The sequence below is a fragment of the Pseudomonas furukawaii genome (genome assembly GCF_002355475.1).
GTDB lineage: Bacteria > Pseudomonadota > Gammaproteobacteria > Pseudomonadales > Pseudomonadaceae > Metapseudomonas > Metapseudomonas furukawaii.
Window position 1 is genome coordinate 3,740,984 of record NZ_AP014862.1, and the last position, 23,985, is coordinate 3,764,968.

The window sequence follows — 23,985 nt, forward strand, 5'->3', positions numbered from 1 at the left end:
CTCGCTCAATTAGCCGAAAAACTTCTGGCCGTTCTTGGCCATTTCGCGAAGCTTGGCGGTCGGGTGGTACAGCGCGCCCAGATCGGCGTACTGGTCGGCCAGGGCCACGAACTCGGCCACGCCGATGCTGTCGATGTAGCGCAGCGCACCACCACGGAAGGGCGGGAAGCCGATGCCGTAGATCAGGCCCATGTCGGCCTCGGCGGCAGTGGAGACGATGCCGTCTTCCAGGCAGCGGACGGTTTCCATGCACAGCGGGATCATCATGAAGTTGATGATGTCCTCATCGGTCAGCTCGCGCTGCTCCTTGATGATCGGCTTGAGAATCTCGTAGGCGACCGGGTCGGAGACCTTCTTCGGCTTGCCGCGCTTGTCGGTCTCGTAGGCATAGAAACCCTTGCCGTTCTTCTGACCCAGGCGGTTGGCCTCGTACATCACGTCAACGGCGGTCTTGCCTTCCACGGCCATGCGGTCCGGGAAACCTTCGGCCATCACGTCGCGGCCGTGGTGGCCGGTGTCGATACCCACCACGTCGGACAGGTAGGCCGGGCCCATGGGCCAGCCGAACTTCTCCATCACCTTGTCGATGCGGACGAAGTCGACGCCGAACTCCAGCAGCTTGGCGAAACCACCGAAATAGGGGAACAGCACGCGGTTCACCAGGAAGCCGGGGCAATCGTTCACCACGATGGGGTTCTTGCCCATTTTCTTGGCATAGGCAACGGTGGTGGCCACGGCCACTTCGCTGGACTTCTCGCCACGGATGACCTCGACCAGGGGCATCATGTGCACCGGGTTGAAGAAGTGCATGCCGACGAAGTTCTCCGGGCGCTTCAGGGCCTGGGCCAGGTAGCTGATGGAGATGGTGGAGGTGTTGGAAGCGATGATGGCGTCTTCACGCACATGCCCTTCCACCTCGGCCAGCACGGCGTGCTTGACCTTCGGGTTCTCGACGACCGCTTCCACCACGATGTCGACGTTGCCGAAATCGCCGTAGGACATGGTCGGACGAATGGCATTGAGCGCCTCAGCCATCTTCTCGGGCTTCATGCGGCCTTTCTCGACGCGCTTGCCCAGCAGTTTCGCGGCTTCCTTGAGACCGGTCTGGATACCCTCTTCACGGATATCCTTCATCAGGATCGGGGTGCCCTTGGAGGCGGACTGGTAGGCGATGCCGCCACCCATGATGCCGGCGCCCAGTACGGCGGCCAGCTTCACGTCACGGGCGATCTCGTCGTGCTGCTTGGCCTTCTTCTTCAGCTCCTGATCGTTCAGGAACAGGCCGATCAGACTGGTGGCAACCGAGGTCTTGGCCAGCTTGACGAAGCCGGCGGCTTCGACTTCCAGGGCCTTCTCGCGACCGAAGTTGGCGGCTTTCTGGATGGTCTTGATGGCTTCGACCGGAGCCGGGTAGTTCGGACCGGCCTGGCCGGCGACGAAGCCCTTGGCGGTCTCGAAGGCCATCATCTGCTCGATGGCATTGAGCTTGATCTTCTCCAGCTTGGGTTGGCGCTTGGCCTTGAAGTCCAGTTCGCCGGAGATGGCACGCTTGACCAGGTCCAGCGCGCCGGCCTGCAGCAGGTCGGGAGCGACGACGGCGTCGACGGCGCCCACTTTCAACGCATCTTCGGCACGGTTCTCCTTGCCGGACGCGATCCACTCGATGGCGTTGTCCACGCCGATCAGGCGCGGCAGGCGAACGGTGCCGCCAAAGCCCGGGTAGATGCCCAGCTTGACTTCCGGCAGGCCGACCTTGGCGGTGGCGCTCATGACGCGATAGTCAGCCGCCAGGCACATTTCCAGGCCGCCGCCCAGAGCGATCCCGTTGATGGCGGCAACGGTGGGAACGTCGAGGTCTTCGAATGCACTGAAGATCTTGTTGGCTTCGAGGTTGCCAGCCATCAGCTCGGCATCGGGCATCTGGAAGTTATCGACGAACTCGGTGATATCAGCGCCAACGATGAATACGTCCTTGCCGCTGCTGACGATGACGCCCTTGACCGATGCGTCGGCCTTGATGGCGGCGACTGCTTCCTGCAGTTCGTTGAGGGTGAGACGGTTGAACTTGTTGACGGACTCACCCTTGAGGTCGAATTTCAGTTCGACGATACCGCCCTCAAGAGCCTTAACCGTGATGGCTTTACCTTCGTAAATCATCAACTGATCTCCACGGTTTGGGAAACTGGACTTTACGCATCGGAGCCAACCTGCGGACCCGCTCCCGGCGCTGCCGGAGCATAGTCCCGATCGGTTGGGCACACCCGCCGACACGATATTCGGACTGTACGACTGGAAACGTCATACGAGACAAACGCTCGATTCATACGCCCGTTTGATTTGGGTGAGCCGAGATTCACGGAAAAGTCCGTACTTGTCAATCGCGCAACGTGACCGCCCGGCCACGCTCCAGAGCCGCCAGACGCCGCTCAGGCACAGCCGGCGCGCCTTCGCCGGCCGATTCACTGCGGCAATCGGGCGACATCACGAGAATCACGGGGCACTGGAAATGGTGGCGGAGGGGCACTGGCAAATTGCCCCGGCCATTAGTACATTCGTGCCACTCGGACCGCCAGGATCCGAGCGCCGATAACAACAACAATCGAGGCCACTGGCCCACGGAGAAACACCGATGACGAGCCGTCTGCTTGCCATGCTGCTGGGCTTCCTGCTCACCCTGCCCGCCTTTGCCAGCACCGCCCCATCCCCCGCGACGGACAACCTGCTCAAGCTCCATCAGATGCGTCTCGCCATCCAGCGCAGCCTGGGCGATTTCTACATGTACAACAGCATGGAAGGCGATCAGCGCTATGCCCGGATGATCGACGAATCCGTCCGGCGGGCCGACGCGCGCCTCGAGGAAATGGGCACCATGCCGGGCCAAGTCTCCAAGGCCCTGCACACGCAACTGACAGAGGAATGGCGAACCTACTCCGGCCAGTTGCATGGCCTGGTGGTCGCCCTGCGGGAAGATGGCGTAACCGACCTGCAGCCGGTCGCCGACCTCGCCGCGCGCAACAAGCGCCTGCTGGACCTGGCCAATGGGCTGTACGGAAAAATCCAGGAGGAAGGTGCCATCCGCGTGCCGCCGCTGACCGAGCGAAGCCGCGAGCAGAGCCTGCTGATGCAGACCATCGCCGTGGACTACGCATCGCGCAGCGCCTCCATCGGCGGGAGCTTCTTCGGCGGCAACGGCGGCAAGGCCATCGACGAACTGGCGGGGGAGTTCGCCCAGCGACTGACGAGCCTGGAGCAGGCGCCGCAGAATACGCCGGAGATCCGCGAGGCACTCGACGGCATCAGCACCAAATGGCGCTACATCGAGAAATCGCTGAAGAACTACAACGAGAAGAGCGTGCCATTCCTCATCAACAAATATTCCGACCGCATCATCGACGGGCTGGAGGATGTTTCCGCCCGCTACTCGGAGGCCCACAGCTGAAGCGGTCGCGACGGGCGCGTACCGTCAACCCCGCCCCCCGCTCAGGCCAACGCCTCGAGGACCCCGGCAATACGCGCGAGGTCCTCAGCGCTTCCCCTCTCCCCCCAGTAGAGGGCGACCATCTGGGAACTCGCCTCGATTTTGTAGACATCCTTCGGCAACGCCTGCAGATGCGCCAGCAACGCGGCGTCCTCGCATGGCTCGCGCCACTGGTTCAGCCACACACCGGGCTCGCTCTGCCAGTAGCACCAGGCATCGCGGCCGCGCAGGCGGGGACGATGGTACTGGGCACAGGAACCCGGCGGTTCCTGGGGCAGCCAGTGCGGCCAGTCCTGGCGCGACAGCTGCATGGCCAACCCCATGCGCCGGGCCTGCAGGCGCAGATCCATGCGTCCTCGCTGCCCCTTGGAGGGCAGCAGCCAGACCAGAGGGCTGAGGACCGCCAGGAGGAGAAATGCGACGAGCCAGAAGGTCATAAGGGTTATCCCTGCGCAAAAGCCTGTGTTAAACGTCTCGGAAAGCCATACTTGTGATCATGTACATCCTTGAGGAGGAACCTCCCATGCCCTACCAGCACATTCTGGTCGCCGTCGACCTGACCGATGAATGCCATCCGGTGGTACGCCGAGCCCAGGCGCTGGCCCAGGCCAGCAAGGCCAGGCTGTCGCTGGTGCATATCGTCGAGCCCATGGCCATGGCCTTCGGGGGCGATGTTCCCATGGACCTGTCGATGCTCCAGCAACAGCAGTTCGAGCAAGCCCGTGAACGCCTGGCCACCTTTGCCGGCGGCTACGCGGAGATCACCGCCGACCAGCGCCACCTCGCCTACGGACAGCCGCGCCAGGAAATCCACCGCCTCGCCGAAGAACAGGGCTGCGACCTGATCGTGGTCGGCAGCCATGGTCGTCACGGCCTGGCCCTGCTGCTCGGATCCACGGCCAACGACGTCCTCCACGGCGCCCCCTGCGACGTGCTGGCGGTCCGCCTGAAGAAGCCGGAATAAATAGAAGGCAATGCGCGGGCGGACTTCAGTCGAAGCTTTCGCCCGCGCTCATCACCAGCGGCCGGACCTTCTGCAACTGGGTTTCCAGCGAATACGTCATGCTGGATGCCATGGAAAAGAAGGTCAGGAAGGCCTTGAGGTTCGAGTCCCCTTCGCAGACATCGTGGATGCGCTGCCAGAACGCCTGGTTGACCAGTTGCAACTGCTGGAACAGTCGCACCAACCCCTTGAGCTCCCAGTCCGCATGGCGCCCCTCGCGGAAATTGAAGTACTGCCGCGCCAGGTAGAGCGACACCGCCCGCAGAATGAACTCCTGGTTGCTGGCGAACGGCAGGTGCTGGTGCGCCATGGGCTTGAGCTTGCCCAGCACCGGACAGGCACTGGTGGCCATGATCACACCCAGCAAGGCCCGCAGCCCCTCCTCCAATCCCACCCGCTTGGCGTACTCACGCTCCGGCGTGCGCACCGCCACCAGCACTTTCCTGAACGCCGGCAAGCCCTGGAAATCCTCGATCACCCGGTGCAGGTCCACGGCCGCCGGACAGTGGCTGTAGCGGTCCCGGGCCAGCGGGCAGTTGCTGCACTGCTGGTGCTCCAGCCGCGTCCACCTGGGCGCCGCAGCGGCACGCTCCGGGTCGTACTCCCGATCCAGCTCGATGCGGTAGCTGAACTCATGCAGGTCATCCAGATGGATGCGGTATTCGATGGCCATGGGCTCTCCGGCTCACTTCCTCAACTGTCTTCCAGCTCCGCCCAGCGCTCGATCAGGCGGTCCAGTTCGGCCTGCAGGACTTCCAGGCGCTCCAGGGTCACGCGGGTCTGCTCGGCCGGGCGCTGGAAGAAGGCAGGATCGGACACTTCGGCCTGAAGCGACGCCTGCTCCTTTTCCAGGGACTCGATCTGGCCCGGAATGGCTTCCAGCTCCCGCTGCAGCTTGTAGCTGAGCTTCTTCCTCGGCACCTCGGCGGCCATGGCCACGGCCGCAGGAGCGGATTCGGCCACCTTCGGCGCTTCGGCCTTGGCTTCACGACTCTCACCGACACCCAGCAGGCGCGGGGAACCACCCTGGCGCAGCCAGTCCTGGTAACCGCCGACGTACTCGCGCACCCGGCCTTGTCCCTCGAACACCAGCGTGCTGGTCACCACGTTGTCGAGGAAGGCCCGATCGTGGCTCACCATCAGCACAGTGCCCTGGAAACCCAGCAGCACCTCTTCCAGCAGCTCCAGGGTTTCCACGTCCAGATCGTTGGTCGGTTCGTCCAGCACCAGCAGGTTGGCCGGCTTGCTGAACAGCTTCGCCAGCAACAGGCGTGCCCGCTCGCCACCGGAGAGCGCTTTCACCGGGGTACGCGCGCGCTGGGGGCTGAACAGGAAATCGCCCAGGTAGCTCAGCACATGGCGGTTCTGGCCATCGATGGTGATGAACTCGCGGCCTTCGGCGAGGTTGTCGATCACGGTCTTTTCCAGATCGAGCTGGTGACGCAATTGGTCGAAATACGCCACTTCCAGCTTGGTGCCCACCTCGATGCTGCCGCTGGTGGGCTCCAGATCGCCCAGCAACAGCTTCAACAGGGTGGTCTTGCCGGTACCGTTGGCACCCAGCAGGCCGATGCGGTCGGAACGCTGGAGCACCAGGCTGAAGTCGCGGATCAGTGGCTCGCTGCCGGGATGGGCGAAACTGACGTTCTCCACCACGATCACCTGCTTGCCGGACTTCTCCGCAGCTTCCAACTGGAAGCTGGCCTTGCCCTGGCGCTCGCGACGCTCGCTGCGCTCGGCACGCATGGCCTTGAGCGCACGCACACGCCCCTCGTTGCGGGTACGGCGAGCCTTGATGCCCTGGCGAATCCAGACCTCTTCCTGGGCCAGGCGCTTGTCGAACAGCGCATTGGCGGCCTCTTCCGCCGCCAGTTGCTGCTCCTTGTGCACCAGGAAGCTGGCGTAGTCACCGTTCCAATCGATCAGATGACCCCGATCCAGTTCGAGGATGCGGGTGGCCAGGTTCTGCAGGAAGGAACGGTCGTGGGTGATGAACAGCACGGCGCCGTTGTAGCCCATCAGCGCCTCTTCCAGCCAGGCGATGGCGCCGATGTCCAGGTGGTTGGTGGGCTCGTCCAGCAGCAGCAGGTCGGGCTCGGCCACCAGGGCCTGGGCCAGCAGCACGCGGCGGCGCCAGCCACCGGAAAGTTCGGCCAGGGTCTTGTCCGCCGGCAGCTGCAGGCGGCTGAGGGTGCTGTCCACCAACTGCTGCAGGCGCCAGCCGTCGCGGGCCTCCAGTTCCTGCTGGACATGGGTGAGTTTGGTCAGGTCGGAATCGGACTGGATGTGCTGGCTAAGGTGATGGTATTCAGCCAGCAGCGCGCCCACCTCCGCCAAGCCTTCGGCCACCACGTCGAATACGGTGCGCTCGTCCGCGCGGGGCAATTCCTGGGGCAGTTCGCCGATCTTCAGCGCCGGTGCGCGCCAGATCTCGCCATCGTCGGCGGACTGGTCGCCCTTGACCAGGCGCAGCAGGCTGGACTTGCCAGTGCCGTTGCGGCCGATGATGCACACGCGCTCGCCGCGGGCGATCTGCCAGGACACCTTATCCAGCAGCGGCATGGCGCCGTAGGCGAGGGATACATCGGTGAACTTGAGCAGTGTCATGGGGAGCCTCCTGAATCAGGGCGCGCATTCTACCCGACTTGCCACCCCGGCTCCGGGCATTTTTTACCGCCGGTTTCACCTGCTGGCCCAATGCTTTAACCGCCCTCGCCTAACAGCTAAGCTAAGCGTTGTTCGGTGCCTCGAAAGGGGTAACCACCCTGAGCCATCTGCCCCGGAAGTGTCATGCGCGGTCGTCTGCTGAGCCTGTTTTCCTGTTTGTTACTGTCCACGGTCGGCGCCCAGGCCACCCAGGCGTCCACTGTCCCGCTGGCCCAGCAGCGCCTGATGTACGACGAAGCCAAGCGCGCCCTGGCCAAGGGCGACTCCGGCCCCTACAAGCGCTATGCCAATGCCCTGCGGGACTATCCGCTGGAGCCTTACCTCGCCTACGACGAGCTCACCGCCCGACTCAAATGGGCCAGTAACGACGAGATCGAGAAGTTCCTTGCCGAACATGGCGACCTGCCCCAGGCCGGCTGGATGAAGCTGCGCTGGTTGCGCTGGCTGACCGAGCGTGGCGAATGGCAGACCTTCGCCAACTATTACGACCCGAAGCTGAACTTCACCGAACTGGACTGCCTGTTCGGCCAGTATCAGCTGCGTCACGGCATGAAGCAGGAAGGTTATGCCACGGCGAAGAAACTCTGGCTGGTAGGCAAGTCCCAGCCCGAAGCGTGCGACACCCTGTTCACCATGTGGAGCGCCGACGGTCAGCTGACCGAGGACCTGCGCTGGCAGCGCGCCAAGCTGGCGGCCGAAGCCCGCAACTACGGGCTGGCCAGCCACCTGGCCAAATCCATGCCACGCCTGGGCAACCAGGCCAAGCTGATGGCGGAGGTGGCGCAGAAGCCGCAGCTGCTGAGCCAGACCGGACGCTTCGTCCCCGTGGATCACTACACCGCCGACGCCGCCGGCCTCGGCCTGCGCCGCCTGGCCCGCCAGAGCCCGGAGAAGGCCCTGGCCCTGCTGGATACCTATGCGGACCGTCTGCCCTTCACCAAGGAGGAGAAGGTCGCCATCGCCCGGGAGATCGGCCTGACGCTGGCCAAGCGCTTCGACTCCCGCGCCCTGCAGGTCATGACCCAGTACGACCCCGAACTGCGTGACAACACCGTCAGCGAGTGGCGCGCCCGCCTGCTGCTGCGCCTCGGTCGCTGGGACGATGCCTACCAGTTGACCCGGCAGATGCCCGACAGCCTCGCCAGCACCAACCGCTGGCGTTACTGGCAGGCCCGCAGCCTGCAACTGGCCCAACCCCAGAGCCAGCAGCCGATCCCGCTCTACCAGCCGGTCGCACGGGAGCGTGACTTCTACGGTTTCCTGGCCGCCGACCGCCTGCAGGCGCCCTACCAGCTGAACCACCGTCCGCTGGCCCTCGATCCGAAGGTGATGCAGAAGGTGCGCAACACCGCCGGCATTCGCCGTGCCCTGGAATTCCACGACCGCGGAGAGATCGTCAACGGCCGCCGCGAGTGGTACCACGTCAGCCGCCTGTTCAGCCGTGACGAGATGGTGGCCCAGGCGAAGATCGCCTACGACCTGCAGTGGTACTTCCCGGCCATCCGCACCATCAGCCAGGCGCAGTACTGGGACGACCTGGATATCCGCTTCCCCATGGCGCACCGCAATGCCCTCACCCAGCAGGCCAAGGTCCGCGGACTGCACTCCAGCTGGGTCTTCGCCATTACCCGCCAGGAAAGCGCCTTCATGGCCGACGCCCGCTCCGGCGTGGGCGCCATGGGCCTGATGCAACTGATGCCGGCCACCGCCAAGGAGACCGCACGCAAGTTCGGCATTCCCCTGGCGTCACCGCAGCAGGCGTTCAACCCCGGCGTGAACATCCAGTTGGGCGCCGCCTACCTGAGCCAGGTCCACGGCCAGTTCAACGGCAACCGCGTGCTCGCGTCGGCCGCCTACAACGCCGGGCCCGGTCGCGTACGCCAATGGCTGCGGGGCGCCAACCACCTCTCCTTCGATGTCTGGGTGGAAACCATTCCCTTCGACGAAACCCGCCAGTACGTGCAGAACGTGCTGTCCTACTCGGTGATCTACGGCCACAAGCTCAATGCGCCGCAGCCCCTGGTGGACTGGCACGAGCGCTACTTCGACGATCAGTGAACACCTTGAAAACGCAACGGGCGCCCTCAGGCGCCCGTTTCGTTTCGATTGCCGGGTGACGCACGCGTCACTCCAGCACCTCGACCTCCATGCCCACCTCCAGCACGCCACCGGAGCGGTTGATCAGGTTCTGGCCGAAGTACACCTCACCCTCGCGCTCGCGGTAGGTCTTGAGGGTGGTCAGGGGTTCCCGATCGGCGCTGCGCTCGCCGGTGGCCGGATCGATGGTGGTGAGGATGCAACGGCTGCACCCCTTGGCCACACTGAACTCGATACCGCCGATGCGAATGCGCTTCCAGCCGTCCTCCGCATAGGGTTCGCTGCCCTCCACCACCAGGTTCGGACGAAAGCGCAGCATCTCCAGGGAGCGACCGACCCGCCGGCTCAAGTCGTCCAGCGAGGCCTGGCCGATCAGCAGCAGCGGAAAACCATCGGCAAACCCCACCTTCTCCTCCGGCAACAGGCTCCCGGGAATGTCGCGGGCCCGATGATCAGGCACATGCACCAGGCGGCAGGCCTTGCCGAGGAAATCGCTGAGCCACTCCGCCGCCTCATCGCCGGCGTCCGGCACCACCATGGAGGAGCCCCAGACGAACACGCCCCGCAGATTGGCGTCGGGCTCCGGTAGCGGTACATCGAGGGCGGGCAGGCCCTGGCTGGCCAGGGTCAGGCCGCCGGCCGGGTTCCAGCGGGCCGACAGCTGGGACATGCGCGAAAAGGCGCGCTGAGTCAGGAAGCGGCCATTCTCGGCATCCACCAGCATCCAGCGACGATCTCCGACCAGGCCCAGACCATCGAGCTCGGCCCGCAGCAAGGGCTCACCGATGGCGGACTTCATGGGAAAGCGATAAAGGGACGAGAGACGCATGGCCGGCTTCCTTGGGCGATCTGGGAAAGCCTCCCTTATACGCAGCTCCGCCCCATCAGCTCAAGATCAGTGGTCCCGCTTGAGGCGGTCCAGCACCACGTCCACCAGCCTGTCCGGCTGGAACTTGGAGAGGAAATTGTCGCAGCCCACCTTCTTCACCATGGCGTCGTTGAAGCTGCCGGAAAGCGAGGTGTGCATCACCACATAGAGGTCCCGCAGGCGGGGGTCGTTGCGGATCTCGGTGGTCAGGCGATAGCCATCCATTTCCGGCATCTCCGCATCGGTGAAGATCATCAGCAACTTCTCGCTCATGTCTATGCCACTGTCGGCCCAGGCCTTGAGCATCTTCAAGGCCTTGAGGCCGTCGCTGGCCATGTGCATGCGCATGCCGAGCTGGGACAGCGTCTCGCGCAACTGGGTCAGGGCCACGCTGGAATCATCCACCAGCAGCACCTCGCGGCCGACCGCCATCTGCAGCAGCGGATTGTCCAGGCGATCCGCGGAGACCCGGGTACTCATGGGGACGATTTCCGCCAGCACCTTCTCCACGTCGATCACCTCGACGATCTGGTCGTCCACCTTGGTGATGGCGGTCAGATAATGCTGGCGTCCGGCGCCGCCCGGCGGCGGCAGGATGGACTCCCAGTTGAGGTTGAGGATGCGATCGACGCCGCCGACCAGGAAAGCCTGCACCGAACGGTTGTACTCGGTGACGATGATGGTGCTGCGCTCGTCCGGCACCAACGGGCGCATGCCGATGGCCTGGGACAGGTCGATCACCGGCAGGGTCTGCCCGCGCAGGTTGACCACACCGCAGACCACCGGATGCCGCTGGGGAATCAGCGTCAACTTCGGCATCTGCAGCACTTCCTGGACCTTGAATACATTGATGGCGAAGAGTTGCCGGCCACTCAGCCGGAACATCAGGATTTCCAGGCGGTTTTCACCCACCAACTGGGTGCGCTGATCGACGGTGTCGAGAATACCGGCCATGGAACGTCCTCTGCTGCGGTTGCGATGGGCAGGATTGCCTGGTCAGCGTGTCGGCCTCAGGCGGCGAAACTGAAGTTGTGGCACGGCGCCATCATGCCGTAGCCAATCCGATGACGCCAGCACGTCGCCGGTCAGCGGGAACCGATCAGGGGCGAATCGGAAGGCAGATGCACGGACAGTGCCGCCGCCCGGGCACTGATGCGCAACCGTCGGCTTTCCAGCGGCTCGCCATCCAGGTTGAGGTCCAGTCCCTCCGGCGCCTCCACCTCCACCCAGGGCAACCGGGCGCTGACCGACACAGTCTCCAGCCCGAGGATGCCGCCGGACAGCAGGGTACCCAGGGTGCCCACCACGTCCTGGGGCGCGGGGATGATGCAGAGGTCCAGCAGGCCGTCGTCGGCCAGCGCCTGGGGACAGAGGGGGTGGCCGCCGCCCGCCTGGCGACCGTTGCCGATGCCGAGGGCGAGAAACTCCCCTTCCCAGGCGAAACCCGGCCCCCGGAAACGCCCGAAGGCCGAATGCACCTCGGCGAAATGCGTGAGTCCGGTGAGGAAGTAGGCCGCACCACCCAGCACCTTCTTGAGATCTTCAGAGGTGCTGGCGGTGATGCGCGAACCGAATCCGCCAGTGACCATATTGAGGAACAGATGCCCTTCGGCATCGCCGAGGTCGATGGGGCTGGGCGGCGCATCCAGCAGGGCCAGGGCCGCACCGGGTTCCAGGGGAACGCCGGCGGCCCGGGCGAAGTCATTGGCGGTGCCGAGGGGCAGGAGCACCAGGCTGGCATCGGTATTGGCCTTCGCCATCGCCTCGGCCACTTCCTTCAGGGTACCGTCGCCCCCGCCGGCGACCAGGGTCCGGTACCCCGCCGCCAAGGCCTCCTTCACCAGGCGCGCCGCATCGCCGCCTTCCCAGGTGACCCGCACCGCCAGCTCCCAACCCGCCGCACGACGGGCGTGTACCGCCGCCCTCACCTCTTCGTTGGCCGCCTGCTTGCCATGCAGGATCAACAAGGCCTTGCGCTCACCCATGATGGTCTCCGTCGTACTCGATCGCGGCAGTATAGGACCACGCCCGTGGCAGGCGGAACGAAGGGCGTGACGCCCAAACACATCTATAAAATAGATTATTTTAAGGTAAAAAATGCTCTTTTTTATCTATCAATCCTATTCGATCATGCCGCCATTCCTCCCGGAGAACTCCCTCCGCGAGCAGACAGGAGACCCGACATGATCGACGTACGCCCCTTCGCTGAACTGGGTGGTGCCCACCACGGCTGGCTCAATGCCCGCCACCATTTTTCCTTCGCCAGCTACTACGACAGCCAGCGGATGAACTGGGGCCAGCTGCGGGTCTGGAACGACGACGAGATCGCCCCCCATTCCGGCTTCCCGCCGCACCCTCACCAGGACATGGAGATCATCACCTATGTCCGTGAAGGCGCCATCACCCACCAGGACAACCTGGGCAACAAGGGCCGCACCGTGGCCGGCGACGTCCAGGTCATGAGCGCGGGAACCGGTATCGCCCACAGCGAGTACAACCTGGAGAACGAAACCACCAGGATCTTCCAGATCTGGATACTGCCCACCGCCCATGGCTCGGCGCCGTCCTGGGGCACCCGTCCGTTTCCGAAGGGCGAGCGCTCCGGCAGCTTCGTGACCCTGGCCAGCGGCATCGATGAAGGCAGCGACGCCCTGCCCATCCGCGCCGATGCCAGGCTCGCAGCCGCCACGCTCCAGGCCGGCCAGAGCGCCGAATACCGCCTGGAGCCGGGCCGCAAGGCCTACATCGTCGCCGCCAAGGGACGCTACGAGGTGAATGGCGTCGCCGCCGAAGCCCGTGACGGCGTTGCAGTGCGGGACGAAGAGGTGCTGCGCTTCACCGCGAGCGAGGACAGCGAGATCGTCCTGGTGGACGTGGCCTGATCATTCGCAAAGCCTGGAACGACGGGAGGCGCCCAGCGCTTCCCCGTCGCCCTCAGGCCGGATAGCCAGTGATCTCGCGAATCTTCCGGTACAACGGACGCAACTGCCGGTACATGCCCAGGTAAACCTCCCGGTACAGCCGCTCATAGGTCCTCCGCGCCTGGGGATCAGGCTCGAACACCCGGCCGACCCGGGTCATGGCGCCTATCGCCGTGGTGAAATCCGGATGCAGCCCCAGCCCCACTGCGCAATCGATGGCCGCGCCCAGTCCCGACGTCTCGTAGACATGGGGCCGCTCCGCCGGCAGGCCGAAGATATCGGCGGTCAGTTGCATCGCCGCATCGCTCTGGGAACCGCCCCCTGACACCCGCAAGCGGGTGATGGCGGTACCCGAACGCCGCTCGATCTGTTCCTTGCCCTGGCGCAGCGCATAGGCCAGCCCTTCGAGGATGGCGCGGTAAAGGTGCGCGCGGGTGTGCACGTCGCCGAATCCGATGATGGAACCCTTGGCTTCCAGGCCCGGCTCGCGGATACCGGGTGACCAGTAGGGCTGCAGCATCAGCCCCATGGAGCCCGGCGGCACGCTGTTGACCAACTCGTCGAACAGGGCCTCCGGCTCGACGCCCAGTTCCTGGGCCCGCTGCATTTCCCGCAGGCCGAACTCCTGCTTGAACCAGCTCACCATCCAGAAGCCCCGGTAGATCATCACCTCGGTGTTGAAGTGATCGGGAATCGCCGCCGGATAAGGCGGAATCAGCGGGATGGTCTCCAGGTACTGGCGCCGGGTGGTGTTGATGGTCGCCGTGGTGCCGTAGGACAGGCAGGCCACGCTGGGCTCCACGCCCCCCGCGCCGAGCACCTCGCAGGCCTTGTCCGCGCCCGCAGCGATCAGTGGCAGCCCCTCGGGAATGCCCGTGTGGCGGCTGGCTTCTGCCGTGATCCGCCCCAGTTCCGCGCCCGGTTTGTACAGCTCCGGCAACTGCTGCGGCCGGACCGGCATGGCCTGCCACTTCCAGTCGCGGGGCGCGGCCCAGCGCAGACCTTTGTAGTCGAACGGCAGGTAGGCCACCTGGCAGGCCACCGAATCCACGAAGCGGCCGCAGAGCCGATGACTGAGAAACCCCGAGAGCAGCAGCACCTTGTGGGTCCTGGCCCAGAGTTCCGGCTGGTGCTGTGCGACCCAGTTCACCTCGGCCTGGGCGCGGAAGTGATCCACCGTGGGCTCCAGCCGCGCCACCCGGAACAGCCATCCCCAGGGTCCCTTGATCCGCCCCCGTACCTCGGCCTGGCGCTGATCCAGCCAGAGGATCGCCGGACGTAGCGGCTGGCCCTGCTCGTCCACGTTGATCAGGGTGCCGCGCTGGGTGGTGAGGGACACGCCGCGAACCTGCCGGCGGTCGATATCCACCGAGGCCCAGAGCCGGCGACAGGCTTCCCCCAGGCTCGCCCAGTAATACTCCGGGTCCTGCTCGGCCCAGCCGGGCTGCTTCGAGTAATAGGCCTCCAGCGGCACCTTGCCCTTGCCCACCAGGTTGCCGTCCAGGTCGAAAAGCAGCGCCCGTACGCTCTGGGTGCCGTTGTCGATGGCCAGCAGGTAGCTCTTCTCGCTCACGATGCATCCTTGTCCGGCAGGCTGTAGCAACGCCGCCAGAGAGTCAGGTAGTGATCTTCCTCATCCGCCCAGCGGGCGTCGTCCCACCCCAGCAGGGGCTGGCAGAGGGCACGGATACGCGGCAACTCGACACGGCCGCCTTCAGCCAGGAGCAGGCCGATACGGGTGCGCCGCAGCAACAGGTCGTCCAGGTGCAGCACCAGTTCGCCCTGGGCCGCCCAGGCCAGCTCGGCCCAGAGGGTATCGGTGGCGCCGACCCGCTCAGCGCCCAGGGCGGCGACCCAGGGCACCAGCGAGGGCAAGGCGCGACCCAGGCGCCCCGCCAGGCGCAGGCCTTGTGCCGGCGACAAGGTCGGCAGCTTCACCGTCGGAGTCGGCGCGAACACCGGACCTGACGCCTCCGTCCAGCGACGCCCGACGAACCCGGTGCAGGCCCGCAGCACCTCCAGGGCCAGCAGCCGGAAGGTGGTCAGCTTGCCCCCCGCCAGGGTCACGCAACCGGGTTCCACCCAGAGCGCGTGCTCGCGCTTCTCATCGGAGGGCTTGAGCCGCGCGTCGCCCTCGCTCACCACCGGCCGCACGCCGGCCCAGGTGGAGAGCACATCCGCCCGACCGATCCGGGCTGCGGGGAACTCCTGCGCGCAGGCCGCCAGGAGGTAATCCACCTCCGCCGAGCTGATTTGCGCGTCCTCATCCAGCGGCCCCTCGTGGTCCAGGTCGGTGGTGCCGACCACGGTGGCGCCCTCCCAGGGGAAGACGAACACCGGCCGGCCATCCGCCGGGTGCATGAAGCTGATGGCATGGGCCAGTGGCAGGCGCCAGCCCGGCAACAGCAGGTGACTGCCCCGCAGCGGGCGGACGTGGGCCCTGCCCTCCGGACGGCGCAGGCGGTCAGCCCAGGCACCGGTGGCCAGGGCCACGGCACGGGCGCGAAATCGGAAGCGCCGGCCACTTTCCGCATCCTCGGCCTCCAGGCCTGTCACCCGCGCACCTTCCCGCTGGAGGCCCAGCACCCGCATGCCGTTGAGCGCCTCGCCACCCTCGGCGCGCGCCTCCCCGAGCACCCGCATGACGAGCCGCGCGTCGTCGGTGACCGCGTCGAAGAAGCGTGTCCCCCCCTCCAGTCCGGACTCGTCCAACCCCGGCACCAGGAAGTGCAGCTCTTGCAGGGGGTAGAACAGGTGGTTGCGCTTTCCCGCCAGCGCGTCGTAGACCGCCAGCAGGCCGCCGAACACCCGCGGCCCGGGAAAGCCACCCCGGTGCGGCATGACGAAACTCAGGGGGTCCACCAGGCCCGGCGCCTCCGCCAGCAGGCGCTGACGCTCCCGCACCGAGGCCCGGGTCAGGCCGAACTGGCCCTTGGCGATGTAACGCAGCCCGCCGTGGACCATCTTCGACGAGCGACTGGAAGTGCCCCAGGCGAAGTCCCGCTGCTCCAGCAGCAGGCAACTCCAGCCCCGACGCGCCGCCTCCCGCAGGATGCCGGCGCCGCAGATGCCACCGCCCACCACGATCAGGTCCCAGTCGCGGTTCGCCAGCGTCGGCAGCGCTTCGGCGCGCCAGCGGGCATTCCAGTCGGCCATGGTTCAGTCCTCGAGCAGCACGCCGGGCACCAGGCGCCCGTCGGGATCGAAATGCCGTGCCAGGGTGCGCAAGGTGGCCATGCCGAGGGGACCTTTCTCCACCGGCAGCCAGGGCGCGTGGTCGCGGCCGACGCCGTGCTGGTGACTGATGGTGCCGCGGTTGTGGGCGATGACCTCGCTGGCGGCGGTCTTGAGCGTGCGCCAACGAGCCAGGGCCTCGGCGTAACTGCCGCCGGGCCGATAGACATAGGTGGTGTAGAGGCTCGACCCCTCGCCGTAGACGTGAGACAGGTGGGTGAACACATGGACCCGCTCGCCTTGCGCGGCCAGGCCATCACGCAGGCTGGCCTCCACCTTGTCCAGCAGATGGCCGACGTTGGCCCAGTCGGTGGCGGTTTCCAGGGTGTCCACCACGTAGCCGGCCTCCCACAAGGCGTGACGCAGGTACGGGAAGCGGAAGCGGTTCTCTGCCCATTTGCGCCCCAGCAGGGTACCGGTGAAGACGCCGCCGAACCCCTTCAGCAGGCGTCTGGCCTGTTTCAGCGAGGCGGCATTCAGCGCGGGGCTGCCGGTGACGCCGAAGGTCAGCATGCACTTGCCGGCGCCCGCCCCGCGCAGGGCCAGGTACTTCTCCAGCAGGGCGATCTGCCCCGGATGACCGGCGAGGGCCAGTTGGGTCTCGGTCTCGATGGCATTGGACAGCCGCAACATCGACAGCGGCAGCCGCGCCTGGACGAGGCTGCGGATACCCTGCAGCGCCTGTGCCCAATTGGGCAGGAAGACCGCATAGAAAGCCTCCTGTCGCGCCAGCGGCGTGACCCGCACGCGCACCTCGGAGATCACCCCGAAGCGCCCTTCGGAGCCCAGCACCAGCTCCCGCAGGTCCGGCCCCGCCGCCGACGCCGGGAAGGTCGGCAGCGCCATGGGCCCGGCGAAGGTCTCCAGGGTGCCACCGGCGAACAATTGCTCGATGCGCCCGTAGCGCAGGGACTGCTGGCCACTGGAGCGACTGGCGACCCAGCCGCCCAGGGTGGACAGCTCCCAGGATTGCGGGAAATGCCCCAGGGTGTAGCCCCGCGCCCGCAACTGGCTTTCCACCTGCGGGCCGTTGGCACCCGGACCGAACACGGCGACCTGGCTTTCCTCGTCCAGCTCCAGCAGCCGGTTCATGCGCTCCAGGGACAGGGTCAGCACCGGCCGCCCGCTCGCCTGGGGATTGATATGGCCCGCCACCGAGGTGCCGCCGCCGTAGGGAATCAGCACCCAGTCGCGCTCGGCGGCCAGGGCCATCAGCTGGCGGACCTCTTCCTGGGTTTCCGGAAAGGCCACGCCATCCGGGAACTGGCCGAACTCGCCCTCGCGCATGGCCAGCCAATCCGGCAGGCTCTGGCCCCGGGCGTGGCGCACGCGGGTCTCGGCATCCAGGCTGATCAGCGGATGGGGCGCCAGGCGCGAGGCCGGAACCCGCGCCAGCACCTGTTCCAGGCCGGCATCGGCCAGCGCCTGCCCGGCGCCGATGCGCTCGGCGAGAAATCTCGCGCCATTGGCGGGCAACTCCACCACAGTCGATTCATCGCCCCAGCCGTTCCAGCGTCGCATGCCGATCTCCTTGTACGGGTTATTTCGAAGGCCTCTGCTGGCTGCCTATACTAGCCAGCCGCTTCCGGGCGTCACTGTCGGATCGGGACAGCGGCCCTCGCCAATCAGGACATGACAAGCAACCATGCAACCCCTCGGCTATACCTCGGTTCCCGCCCTGATCAAGTACCTGCGCCATGCCGAACACCTCGGCCTGGACCCGGCCGCGACCCTGGCCGCCGCCGGTATCCGCCCGGAAGACCTGGCGGACAACGGCAAGCGCCTGCCCAGCGAGGTCCACGAGCGGCTGCTGGGTCATCTGGCCCGCACGTCCGGCGACCCCCTCTTCGGCCTCCACGCCGCCCGCTACGTCCAACCCGGGTCCTGGAGCGTGCTGGGCTACATCACCATGAACTGCGCCACCCTGGGCGAGGCGATGAGCCGCATCGCCCCCTACGAGAAGCTGGTGGGCGACATGGGCGTGAGCCGTATCGAGGCCGATGCCGACCTGGTGCGAATGGTCTGGTCCTGTCGTCATCAGGACCCGCTGATCCGCCGCCACATGGTGGAGAACGTGCTGGCGTCCTGGCTGCTCTACGCGCGCTGGATCGCCGACATGCAACGCTCCCCCCGGGAAGTCTGGTTCGAGCATGCCCTGCCGGCAGAGACGGAGATCGACGCGTACGAGGAGGTGTTCGGCTGTCCGGTGCGTTTCGAGCAGCCCTGCAGCGCCCTGCTGGTGCCCCTGGACTACCTCGTCCTGCCCCTGCGGCAGGCCGACGCCAACCTGCTGCGTACCCTGGAAGAACACGCCCTGGCGCTGATGGCGGGCCTGGACGATGACGAACCGCTGCCGCAACGGGTGAAGAACGCCCTGCGCCTGCTGCTCAAGGACGGCCTGCCGCGCAAGGAAAGGGTCGCGGAGAAGTTCAGCATGACGGTGCGCACCCTGCAGCGGCACCTGCAGAACGCCGGCACCAGCTACCAGCAGATCCTCGACGAACTGCGCCAGGAGCTGGCCGAGCACTACCTGCTGCGCAGCGACCTGCCGATCCAGGACATCGCCTTCTACCTGGGTTTCACCGAATCCCGCTCATTCCACCGCAGCTTCAAGGCCTGGACCGGCCAGACGCCGGGGGAATTCCGCGAGGCGAGACGTCATGGCTGAAGACGCCGGAAGGGGCGAACCCATTCGCCCCTTCCGCTAGAGAATGCAGCGGATCAGCCCAGCAATTCGCTCAACGGAATGAACCGCAGGCGGTCGCCTTCCGCCAGCGTGGTGCCCTCCAGCACCTCCACCAGCCCCTCGGCCCAGGCCGCGCTGCGCAGCACGCCGGAGCTCTGGTTCGGGTAAATCACCGCGCGGCCGTTCTCCAGGCGCGCACGCAGGTATTCGCGGCGGTTGCCCGGTTTCTTCCAGACGAACCCGGCCGGCACGTCGAAGCCGAGCGGCGTCACCTCCTGCACACCCAGGCGGCGCAGCAGGTAGGGGCGCGCCAGCAGGCCGAAGGTGACCAGGGTGGAGGCGGGGTTGCCCGGCAGGCCGATCACCGGCACACCACGGAAATGCCCGAAGGTCAGCGGCTTGCCCGGTTTGATGGCCAGCTTCCACAGGGCCAGCTCGCCCTCTTCCCGCAGTGCCGCACCGAGGAAGTCCGCCTCGCCCACCGACACGCCGCCCGTGGACAGGATCAGGTCGACCCCGTGCAACTGCGCCAGCGCCTCACGGGTCAGCGCCAGGTCATCGGCGAGGATGCCCGCATCCACCACCGCGCAACCCAGGCGCCGCAACCAGGCGATCAGCAGGCTGCGGTTGCTGTTGTAGATCTGCCCGGGCCCCAGGGGCTGGCCCGGCGGTACCAGTTCGTCGCCGGTGGACACCACCGCCACCACCGGGCGGCGGCGCACCGTCAGACGGGCGGCGCCGAGGGAGGCGCACAGGCCCGTTTCGATGGGGCCGAGCCGGGTTCCGGCAGTCAGCACGGTTTCGCCGGTACGGGTTTCCTGGCCACGGACGCGGACGTTCTGGCCGGCCCGCAGGGGCTGCAGGAAGCGCACCCGGCCATCGGGCAGGACCTCGACGTTCTCCTGCATTTCCACCAGGTCGGCGCCCTCCGGCAGCGGCGCACCGGTGAAGATGCGCGCGCAGGTGCCGGGCTCAAGCGGCTCCGGCGCGTTGCCCGCGAGGATCCGCTGGCTGACCACCAGGGGCTCGCCCTGCCAGTCCGCCAGGCGCAAGGCGTACCCGTCCATGGCGCTGTTGTCCCAGGGCGGCAGGTCGATGCCCGAAACCAGGGGCTCGGCCAGCACACGGCCATCCGCCTCCGCCAGGTCGACGCTTTCGCTCGCCGTGATCGAAGCCGCCTCGGCCAGTGCCAACAGGCGCGCCAGGGCATCCTCGACCGGCATCAGGCCCGGATGGTCGCAGCCGCTCATCCCCGGCTCTCGCAAGCCGCCACCGCCTTCAGGTGCGGGACGAAATTGCAGGGACGATGGCGGTTGTCCAGTTGCTCGGAGAGGATGCCGTCCCAGGCGGTGCGGCAGGCGTTGGTGGAACCCGGCAGGCAGCACACCAGCGTGTTGTTGGCCAGCCCGGCCAGGGCGCGGGACTGCATGGTGGAGGTGCCGATATCGGCCACGGAAATCTGCCGGAAGTACTCGCCGAAGCCTTCCACCTGCTTGTCCAGCAGGCAGGCCACCGCCTCGGGAGTGCTGTCGCGGCCGGTGAAGCCGGTACCACCGGTGATCAGCACCACCTGGGTGACGTCGTCGGCGATCCAGGCGGCTACCTGGGCGCGGATCTTGTACAGGTCATCCTTCAGCAGCACCCGCGCCGACAGGCTGTGACCCGCGGCGGTCAGGCGATCGACGAAGAGCTGGCCTGAGGTGTCGGTCTCCAGGCTGCGGGTATCACTGACGGTAAGAACGGCAATGTTGAGCGGCACGAATACCGCCTCGGCCTTGTGACTCATGGCAGGCTTCCAAGGTTGTAGGAGTGGATGCCGGGTGTTATATCACAGCGCCGAACAGGAGACCGCGCCATGTCCGACAATCCCCTTCCCGCCTGCTCTGTCCTGCTGCTCTCCGGTGGCCGGGGCCAGCGCATGGGCGGTCGCGACAAGGGGTTGCTGGAGTGGCGCGGTCGCCCCCTGATCGCCTGGCTCCACGCACGCGTCCGCCCCTGGACCGACGACCTGATCATCTCCTGCAACCGCAACCTGGACCGCTACCGTCCCTGGGCCGACCAGTTGGTTCAGGACGACAGCACCGACTACCAGGGCCCCCTCGCCGGCATCCGTGCCGGGCTCGCCGCCGCGCGCCACGAGCAGGTGCTGATCCTGCCCTGCGACGCGCCCCGGGTCGATGACACCCTGATCACCCAATTGCTGGAAGCCGCCGGCGAGCACCCGGTGATGGTGCGCATGGGCCGCTACTGGGAACCCCTCTTCTGCGTCCTGCCCCGCGCCGTGCTGCCGGCGCTGGAAGCCGGCTGGCAAGCCGGGGAACGCAGCCCGCAACGCATCCTCCGCCACCTCGCCCCGGTGGCCGTGGACGTACCGGAGGGCGATCCGCGCCTGGCCAACTTCAATACCCCGGACCTGCTGCTGGGTAATGGAATCGTCGACGGCTGACGAAATCGACCGGAACTTTGCCCGGGCTGATTCCGTCAGAACGTTCGTACAAATTACCTACCCATCAAGGAGATGACGATGAATCAGCGGACAGTCCCCGCCCTTGTGCTCGCCCTGGGCCTTTTCACCCTGGCCGGTTGCTCCTCGCCGACCGTGATAACGCTCAACGACGGTCGCGAGATCCAGGCCGTGGACAAGCCCGACTACGACGAAGACTCGGGCTTCTACGAGTTCGAGCAACTGGACGGCAAGCGCGCCAAGGTGAACAAGGACCAGGTGCGCACCATCAAGGAACTTTGATCCCGCAGGCCCGCTCCCGTCTGATCCCGGAGCGGGCCCCGACCCTCCCCGCCCGATACCGCGCCACCCGCCGCGTTCCACCGCCCCCGTCCCGGCCCAGGCAATCTCAAAAATTTTTTCGCTAACCCCTTGTAGCCCAAAAGTTTTTCTGTAGAATGCGCGCCACACAACGGAGCGTAGCGCAGCTTGGTAGCGCGTCTCGTTCGGGACGAGAAGGTCGCTGGTTCGAATCCAGTCGCTCCGACCAATACGATGTTTCTGGTTGTCCCAAGTAGTACCAGAAACACCCTGAAAAGCCCGCCCAGTGCGGGCTTTCTTGTTTCTAGCTGTACCATGTGGTCTCAGGTCAATTCACCCCGCCGTGTATGCCAGACGTGTATGCCCGGGAAAATTCGAACCGGAGGCATACAAGGATGAAACGGCAGGAAATCAAGCGCCGCCCACTGGCCGATACGACCCTCTCCACCCTCGAACCGGAAGCCACCGTCTACCGCGAACACGACGGCAACGGCCTCTACTTCCGCGTGAAGCCCAACGGGCAAAAATCCTGGGAACTCCGCTACAAGAAGCCAGACGGCAAATGGTCCTGGCTTGGCCTCGGTGGCTACCCCGAGGTAAGCGGCGCCCTCGCTCGCAAGAAGGCCGCCGAGCTGCGAGCCGAAGCCGCCAACGGCAACAATCCCCTCGTCACCAAACACGCCCGCAAGGCGGCCGCCGTCGCTGCCGCCAACAACACCTTCGAGAAGCTCGCCCGCGAGTGGTATGAGGCTCGCCGCCCGGGCTGGGAAGAAGGCACCGCCCGACGCATCATCGGCGCCCTCGAGCTCCACGTATTCCCTGTATTCGGCCCGCGCCCCTTCACCGAGATCCCGCCCATGGAATGGATGGAGTTCCTGCGGGACATGGAACGCAAGGGCATCATCGACCAGACCGGCAACGTGCGGCGTTTCTGCAAAGAGATCTACGACCTGGCCCGCGTGACCGGCCGAGCGCTCTACAACCCCCTGGAAGGCCTACACAGGTTTCTCCAGACCAGGGCGGCCGAGAACTACGCCCACGTCTCGCACGAAGAACTCCCGGCCCTCCTGCGCGCCATCAGCGCCTATCCCCACGCCAACGACATTCGACTCGGCCTGCGCCTGCTGATGCTCACCGCCGTGCGCCCCAGCGAGCTACGCGAGGCGCCCTGGTCGGAGTTCGACCTCAAGAAAGCACTCTGGAACATCCCCGCCGCACGAATGAAGAAGCGCCGCGATCATGTGGTGCCACTTTCAAAGCAGGCCCTGGAGATTCTTCGCAAGCTCCAGGAGCTGAATGGGCGCTATCCCCTGCTCTTCCCCGGCCGTAACGACCGCACCAAACCCCGCAGCAACATGGCCTTCAACATGGCCCTGCGGCGCATGGGCTACGAAGGCCGGCAAACCGGCCACGGGTTCCGGCACATCGCCTCCACCCTGCTGCGCGAGAACGGCTTTCCCCGGGAGCACGTCGAGGCGCAGTTGGCACATGTGGAGGAAGGCGTTTCAGGGGTCTACAACAAGGCGATCTACCTGGAGCAACGGCGGGAGATGATGCAGTGGTATGCGGATCACCTGGAGCTGCTGGAGCACGGCAATGTTGTTCAGGTGGACTTCAAGAGGAAGCAATAAAGCGTGGCGGTTCGAAGTGAGCAAATCGTCTTACTCGAATTTGACCATTCGCTGGGGCCGGCGCGCCGGAGCATAGGGCCGTGTGGCATTGATGCGCTCTCAGTACAGGACAACCGTAGTCAGAATTCTTGGCGTGATAGCATTCTGCCTCTTTGAACGGAGGCGCTCACATGACAGGCATGATTCAGGGGTTCCCAGCATCCGATTGGGTTCGAGCACGAAATATTGCGCGTGATGTGCTAGTCGAGCGCGCTCGACGACCTGCAGCGCAGACGATCACCTACAGCGATCTGGTTGCTCGGCTTCCGATCGCGATTGAGCCCAACGATCCAAGATTGAGTGCTTTACTGGATGAAATTTCGAGAATGGAATACGCCGAGGGGCGAGGGTTCTTGACTGTCCTTGTCGTCCATAAGCGGGGGGATCTGATGCCTGGTGAGGGATTCTTCAGTATGGCGGCAGAGTGCGGAGCAAGCTTTACCGACCGTGAGCGATTCTGGAGCGATGCCCTTAACGTTGTCCTGTTTGCTTGGCGTTCCAGGTAACCGCGCTTAAGCGGATCGTTTTTGCCCGTCAGCAGAGGTACCTGCGGAAGGAAACCGAATTGTCCACCATGAACCCTCTGATCATTGGCAA

Annotated in this window: 21 protein-coding genes and 1 tRNA gene; 10 read left to right on the forward strand and 12 right to left on the reverse strand. The window is 65.8% G+C overall.

The genetic code is table 11. The annotated features are described in order from the left end of the window. Positions 1 to 9: 9 nt before the first annotated feature. Positions 10 to 2,157, reverse strand: coding sequence for a fatty acid oxidation complex subunit alpha FadB (gene fadB, locus KF707C_RS17430; protein ID WP_003456263.1), 2,148 nt, complete (start codon positions 2,155 to 2,157; stop codon positions 10 to 12). Between the two features lie 472 nt (positions 2,158 to 2,629). On the opposite strand from fadB, the gene KF707C_RS17435 reads away from it, so the two are divergent. Continuing rightward, the gene (locus tag KF707C_RS17435; RefSeq protein ID WP_003456265.1) at positions 2,630 to 3,439 is read left to right on the forward strand and encodes a hypothetical protein; all 810 of its coding nucleotides are present in this window, start codon (positions 2,630 to 2,632) and stop codon (positions 3,437 to 3,439) included. Positions 3,440 to 3,480: 41 nt separating this feature from the next. On the opposite strand, the gene KF707C_RS17440 is transcribed toward KF707C_RS17435, so the two are convergent. Beyond that, positions 3,481 to 3,915, reverse strand: a complete 435-nt coding sequence (locus tag KF707C_RS17440) for a hypothetical protein (RefSeq protein ID WP_003456269.1) — start codon at positions 3,913 to 3,915, stop codon at positions 3,481 to 3,483. Positions 3,916 to 4,001: 86 nt separating this feature from the next. On the opposite strand from KF707C_RS17440, the gene KF707C_RS17445 reads away from it, so the two are divergent. Beyond that, positions 4,002 to 4,442, forward strand: coding sequence for a universal stress protein (locus KF707C_RS17445; RefSeq protein ID WP_003456271.1), 441 nt, complete (start codon positions 4,002 to 4,004; stop codon positions 4,440 to 4,442). Between the two features lie 25 nt (positions 4,443 to 4,467). Here the strand turns inward: KF707C_RS17445 and KF707C_RS17450 are convergent, their stop codons facing one another. Together KF707C_RS17450 and KF707C_RS17455 are read right to left on the reverse strand one after the other, a co-directional pair. Further along, positions 4,468 to 5,154, reverse strand: coding sequence for a DUF6901 family protein (locus tag KF707C_RS17450; RefSeq protein WP_003456273.1), 687 nt, complete (start codon positions 5,152 to 5,154; stop codon positions 4,468 to 4,470). 20 nt (positions 5,155 to 5,174) lie between these two features. Then, positions 5,175 to 7,088 carry an ATP-binding cassette domain-containing protein gene (locus tag KF707C_RS17455; RefSeq protein ID WP_003456275.1) on the reverse strand — a complete coding sequence of 638 codons (1,914 nt, stop codon included), beginning with the start codon at positions 7,086 to 7,088 and terminating at the stop codon, positions 5,175 to 5,177. Between the two features lie 183 nt (positions 7,089 to 7,271). On the opposite strand from KF707C_RS17455, the gene KF707C_RS17460 reads away from it, so the two are divergent. After that, positions 7,272 to 9,206 carry a transglycosylase SLT domain-containing protein gene (locus KF707C_RS17460; RefSeq protein WP_003456276.1) on the forward strand — a complete coding sequence of 645 codons (1,935 nt, stop codon included), beginning with the start codon at positions 7,272 to 7,274 and terminating at the stop codon, positions 9,204 to 9,206. 67 nt (positions 9,207 to 9,273) lie between these two features. Here KF707C_RS17460 and KF707C_RS17465 read toward each other — a convergent pair whose 3' ends face one another. The 3 genes from KF707C_RS17465 to yegS all read right to left on the reverse strand — a co-directional run bounded on the left by KF707C_RS17465 (position 9,274) and on the right by yegS (position 12,098). Beyond that, positions 9,274 to 10,074, reverse strand: a complete 801-nt coding sequence (locus KF707C_RS17465) for an MOSC domain-containing protein (protein WP_003456278.1) — start codon at positions 10,072 to 10,074, stop codon at positions 9,274 to 9,276. Positions 10,075 to 10,140: 66 nt separating this feature from the next. Continuing rightward, on the reverse strand, positions 10,141 to 11,067 hold the full coding sequence (locus tag KF707C_RS17470) for a chemotaxis protein CheV (RefSeq protein ID WP_003456280.1): 927 nt from the start codon (positions 11,065 to 11,067) through the stop codon (positions 10,141 to 10,143). A 131-nt stretch (positions 11,068 to 11,198) separates the two neighbouring features. Continuing rightward, positions 11,199 to 12,098 carry a lipid kinase YegS gene (gene yegS, locus KF707C_RS17475; protein WP_003456281.1) on the reverse strand — a complete coding sequence of 300 codons (900 nt, stop codon included), beginning with the start codon at positions 12,096 to 12,098 and terminating at the stop codon, positions 11,199 to 11,201. A 198-nt stretch (positions 12,099 to 12,296) separates the two neighbouring features. Between yegS and KF707C_RS17480 the strand changes: the two genes are divergently transcribed. Next, positions 12,297 to 12,995, forward strand: a complete 699-nt coding sequence (locus KF707C_RS17480; RefSeq protein WP_003456283.1) for a pirin family protein — start codon at positions 12,297 to 12,299, stop codon at positions 12,993 to 12,995. 52 nt (positions 12,996 to 13,047) lie between these two features. Here KF707C_RS17480 and KF707C_RS17485 read toward each other — a convergent pair whose 3' ends face one another. Genes KF707C_RS17485 through KF707C_RS17495 form a run of 3 tightly spaced genes read right to left on the reverse strand, consistent with a single transcriptional unit; the run spans position 13,048 to position 17,789 of the window. After that, a complete protein-coding gene (locus KF707C_RS17485) occupies positions 13,048 to 14,607 on the reverse strand; it encodes an FGGY-family carbohydrate kinase (protein ID WP_003456284.1) in 1,560 nt (519 codons plus the stop codon). Further along, positions 14,604 to 16,190: a glycerol-3-phosphate dehydrogenase/oxidase gene (locus KF707C_RS17490; protein WP_003456286.1), complete on the reverse strand. Its 1,587-nt coding sequence runs from the start codon at positions 16,188 to 16,190 to the stop codon at positions 14,604 to 14,606. The genes KF707C_RS17485 and KF707C_RS17490 overlap by 4 nt, the downstream gene beginning before the upstream one ends. Before the next feature lie 3 nt (positions 16,191 to 16,193). Beyond that, the gene (locus tag KF707C_RS17495) at positions 16,194 to 17,789 is read right to left on the reverse strand and encodes an FAD-binding oxidoreductase (RefSeq protein WP_003456287.1); all 1,596 of its coding nucleotides are present in this window, start codon (positions 17,787 to 17,789) and stop codon (positions 16,194 to 16,196) included. A gap of 124 nt (positions 17,790 to 17,913) precedes the next feature. Between KF707C_RS17495 and gliR the strand changes: the two genes are divergently transcribed. Then, on the forward strand, positions 17,914 to 18,936 hold the full coding sequence (gene gliR, locus KF707C_RS17500; protein ID WP_003456289.1) for an AraC family transcriptional regulator GliR: 1,023 nt from the start codon (positions 17,914 to 17,916) through the stop codon (positions 18,934 to 18,936). A gap of 53 nt (positions 18,937 to 18,989) precedes the next feature. Here the strand turns inward: gliR and KF707C_RS17505 are convergent, their stop codons facing one another. Both KF707C_RS17505 and moaB read right to left on the reverse strand, forming a co-directional pair. Continuing rightward, positions 18,990 to 20,204, reverse strand: a complete 1,215-nt coding sequence (locus tag KF707C_RS17505) for a molybdopterin molybdotransferase MoeA (RefSeq protein WP_003456290.1) — start codon at positions 20,202 to 20,204, stop codon at positions 18,990 to 18,992. Continuing rightward, entirely contained in the window at positions 20,201 to 20,740 is a 540-nt protein-coding gene (gene moaB / locus KF707C_RS17510) for a molybdenum cofactor biosynthesis protein B (protein WP_003456292.1), read from the reverse strand. The genes KF707C_RS17505 and moaB overlap by 4 nt, the downstream gene beginning before the upstream one ends. Positions 20,741 to 20,809: 69 nt before the next feature. Here moaB and mobA point away from each other — a divergent pair, with 69 nt between their 5' ends. The 5 genes from mobA to KF707C_RS29140 all read left to right on the forward strand — a co-directional run bounded on the left by mobA (position 20,810) and on the right by KF707C_RS29140 (position 23,894). After that, a complete protein-coding gene (mobA, locus tag KF707C_RS17515; protein WP_003456293.1) occupies positions 20,810 to 21,400 on the forward strand; it encodes a molybdenum cofactor guanylyltransferase MobA in 591 nt (196 codons plus the stop codon). 78 nt (positions 21,401 to 21,478) lie between these two features. Beyond that, the gene (locus KF707C_RS17520) at positions 21,479 to 21,700 is read left to right on the forward strand and encodes a YgdI/YgdR family lipoprotein (protein ID WP_036993983.1); all 222 of its coding nucleotides are present in this window, start codon (positions 21,479 to 21,481) and stop codon (positions 21,698 to 21,700) included. Between the two features lie 170 nt (positions 21,701 to 21,870). Beyond that, positions 21,871 to 21,947 (forward strand) — tRNA-Pro (locus KF707C_RS17525). A 166-nt stretch (positions 21,948 to 22,113) separates the two neighbouring features. Further along, on the forward strand, positions 22,114 to 23,349 hold the full coding sequence (locus KF707C_RS17530; RefSeq protein ID WP_003456295.1) for a tyrosine-type recombinase/integrase: 1,236 nt from the start codon (positions 22,114 to 22,116) through the stop codon (positions 23,347 to 23,349). A gap of 170 nt (positions 23,350 to 23,519) precedes the next feature. Further along, on the forward strand, positions 23,520 to 23,894 hold the full coding sequence (locus KF707C_RS29140; RefSeq protein ID WP_131679698.1) for a hypothetical protein: 375 nt from the start codon (positions 23,520 to 23,522) through the stop codon (positions 23,892 to 23,894). The last annotated feature ends 91 nt before the right edge of the window (positions 23,895 to 23,985 follow it).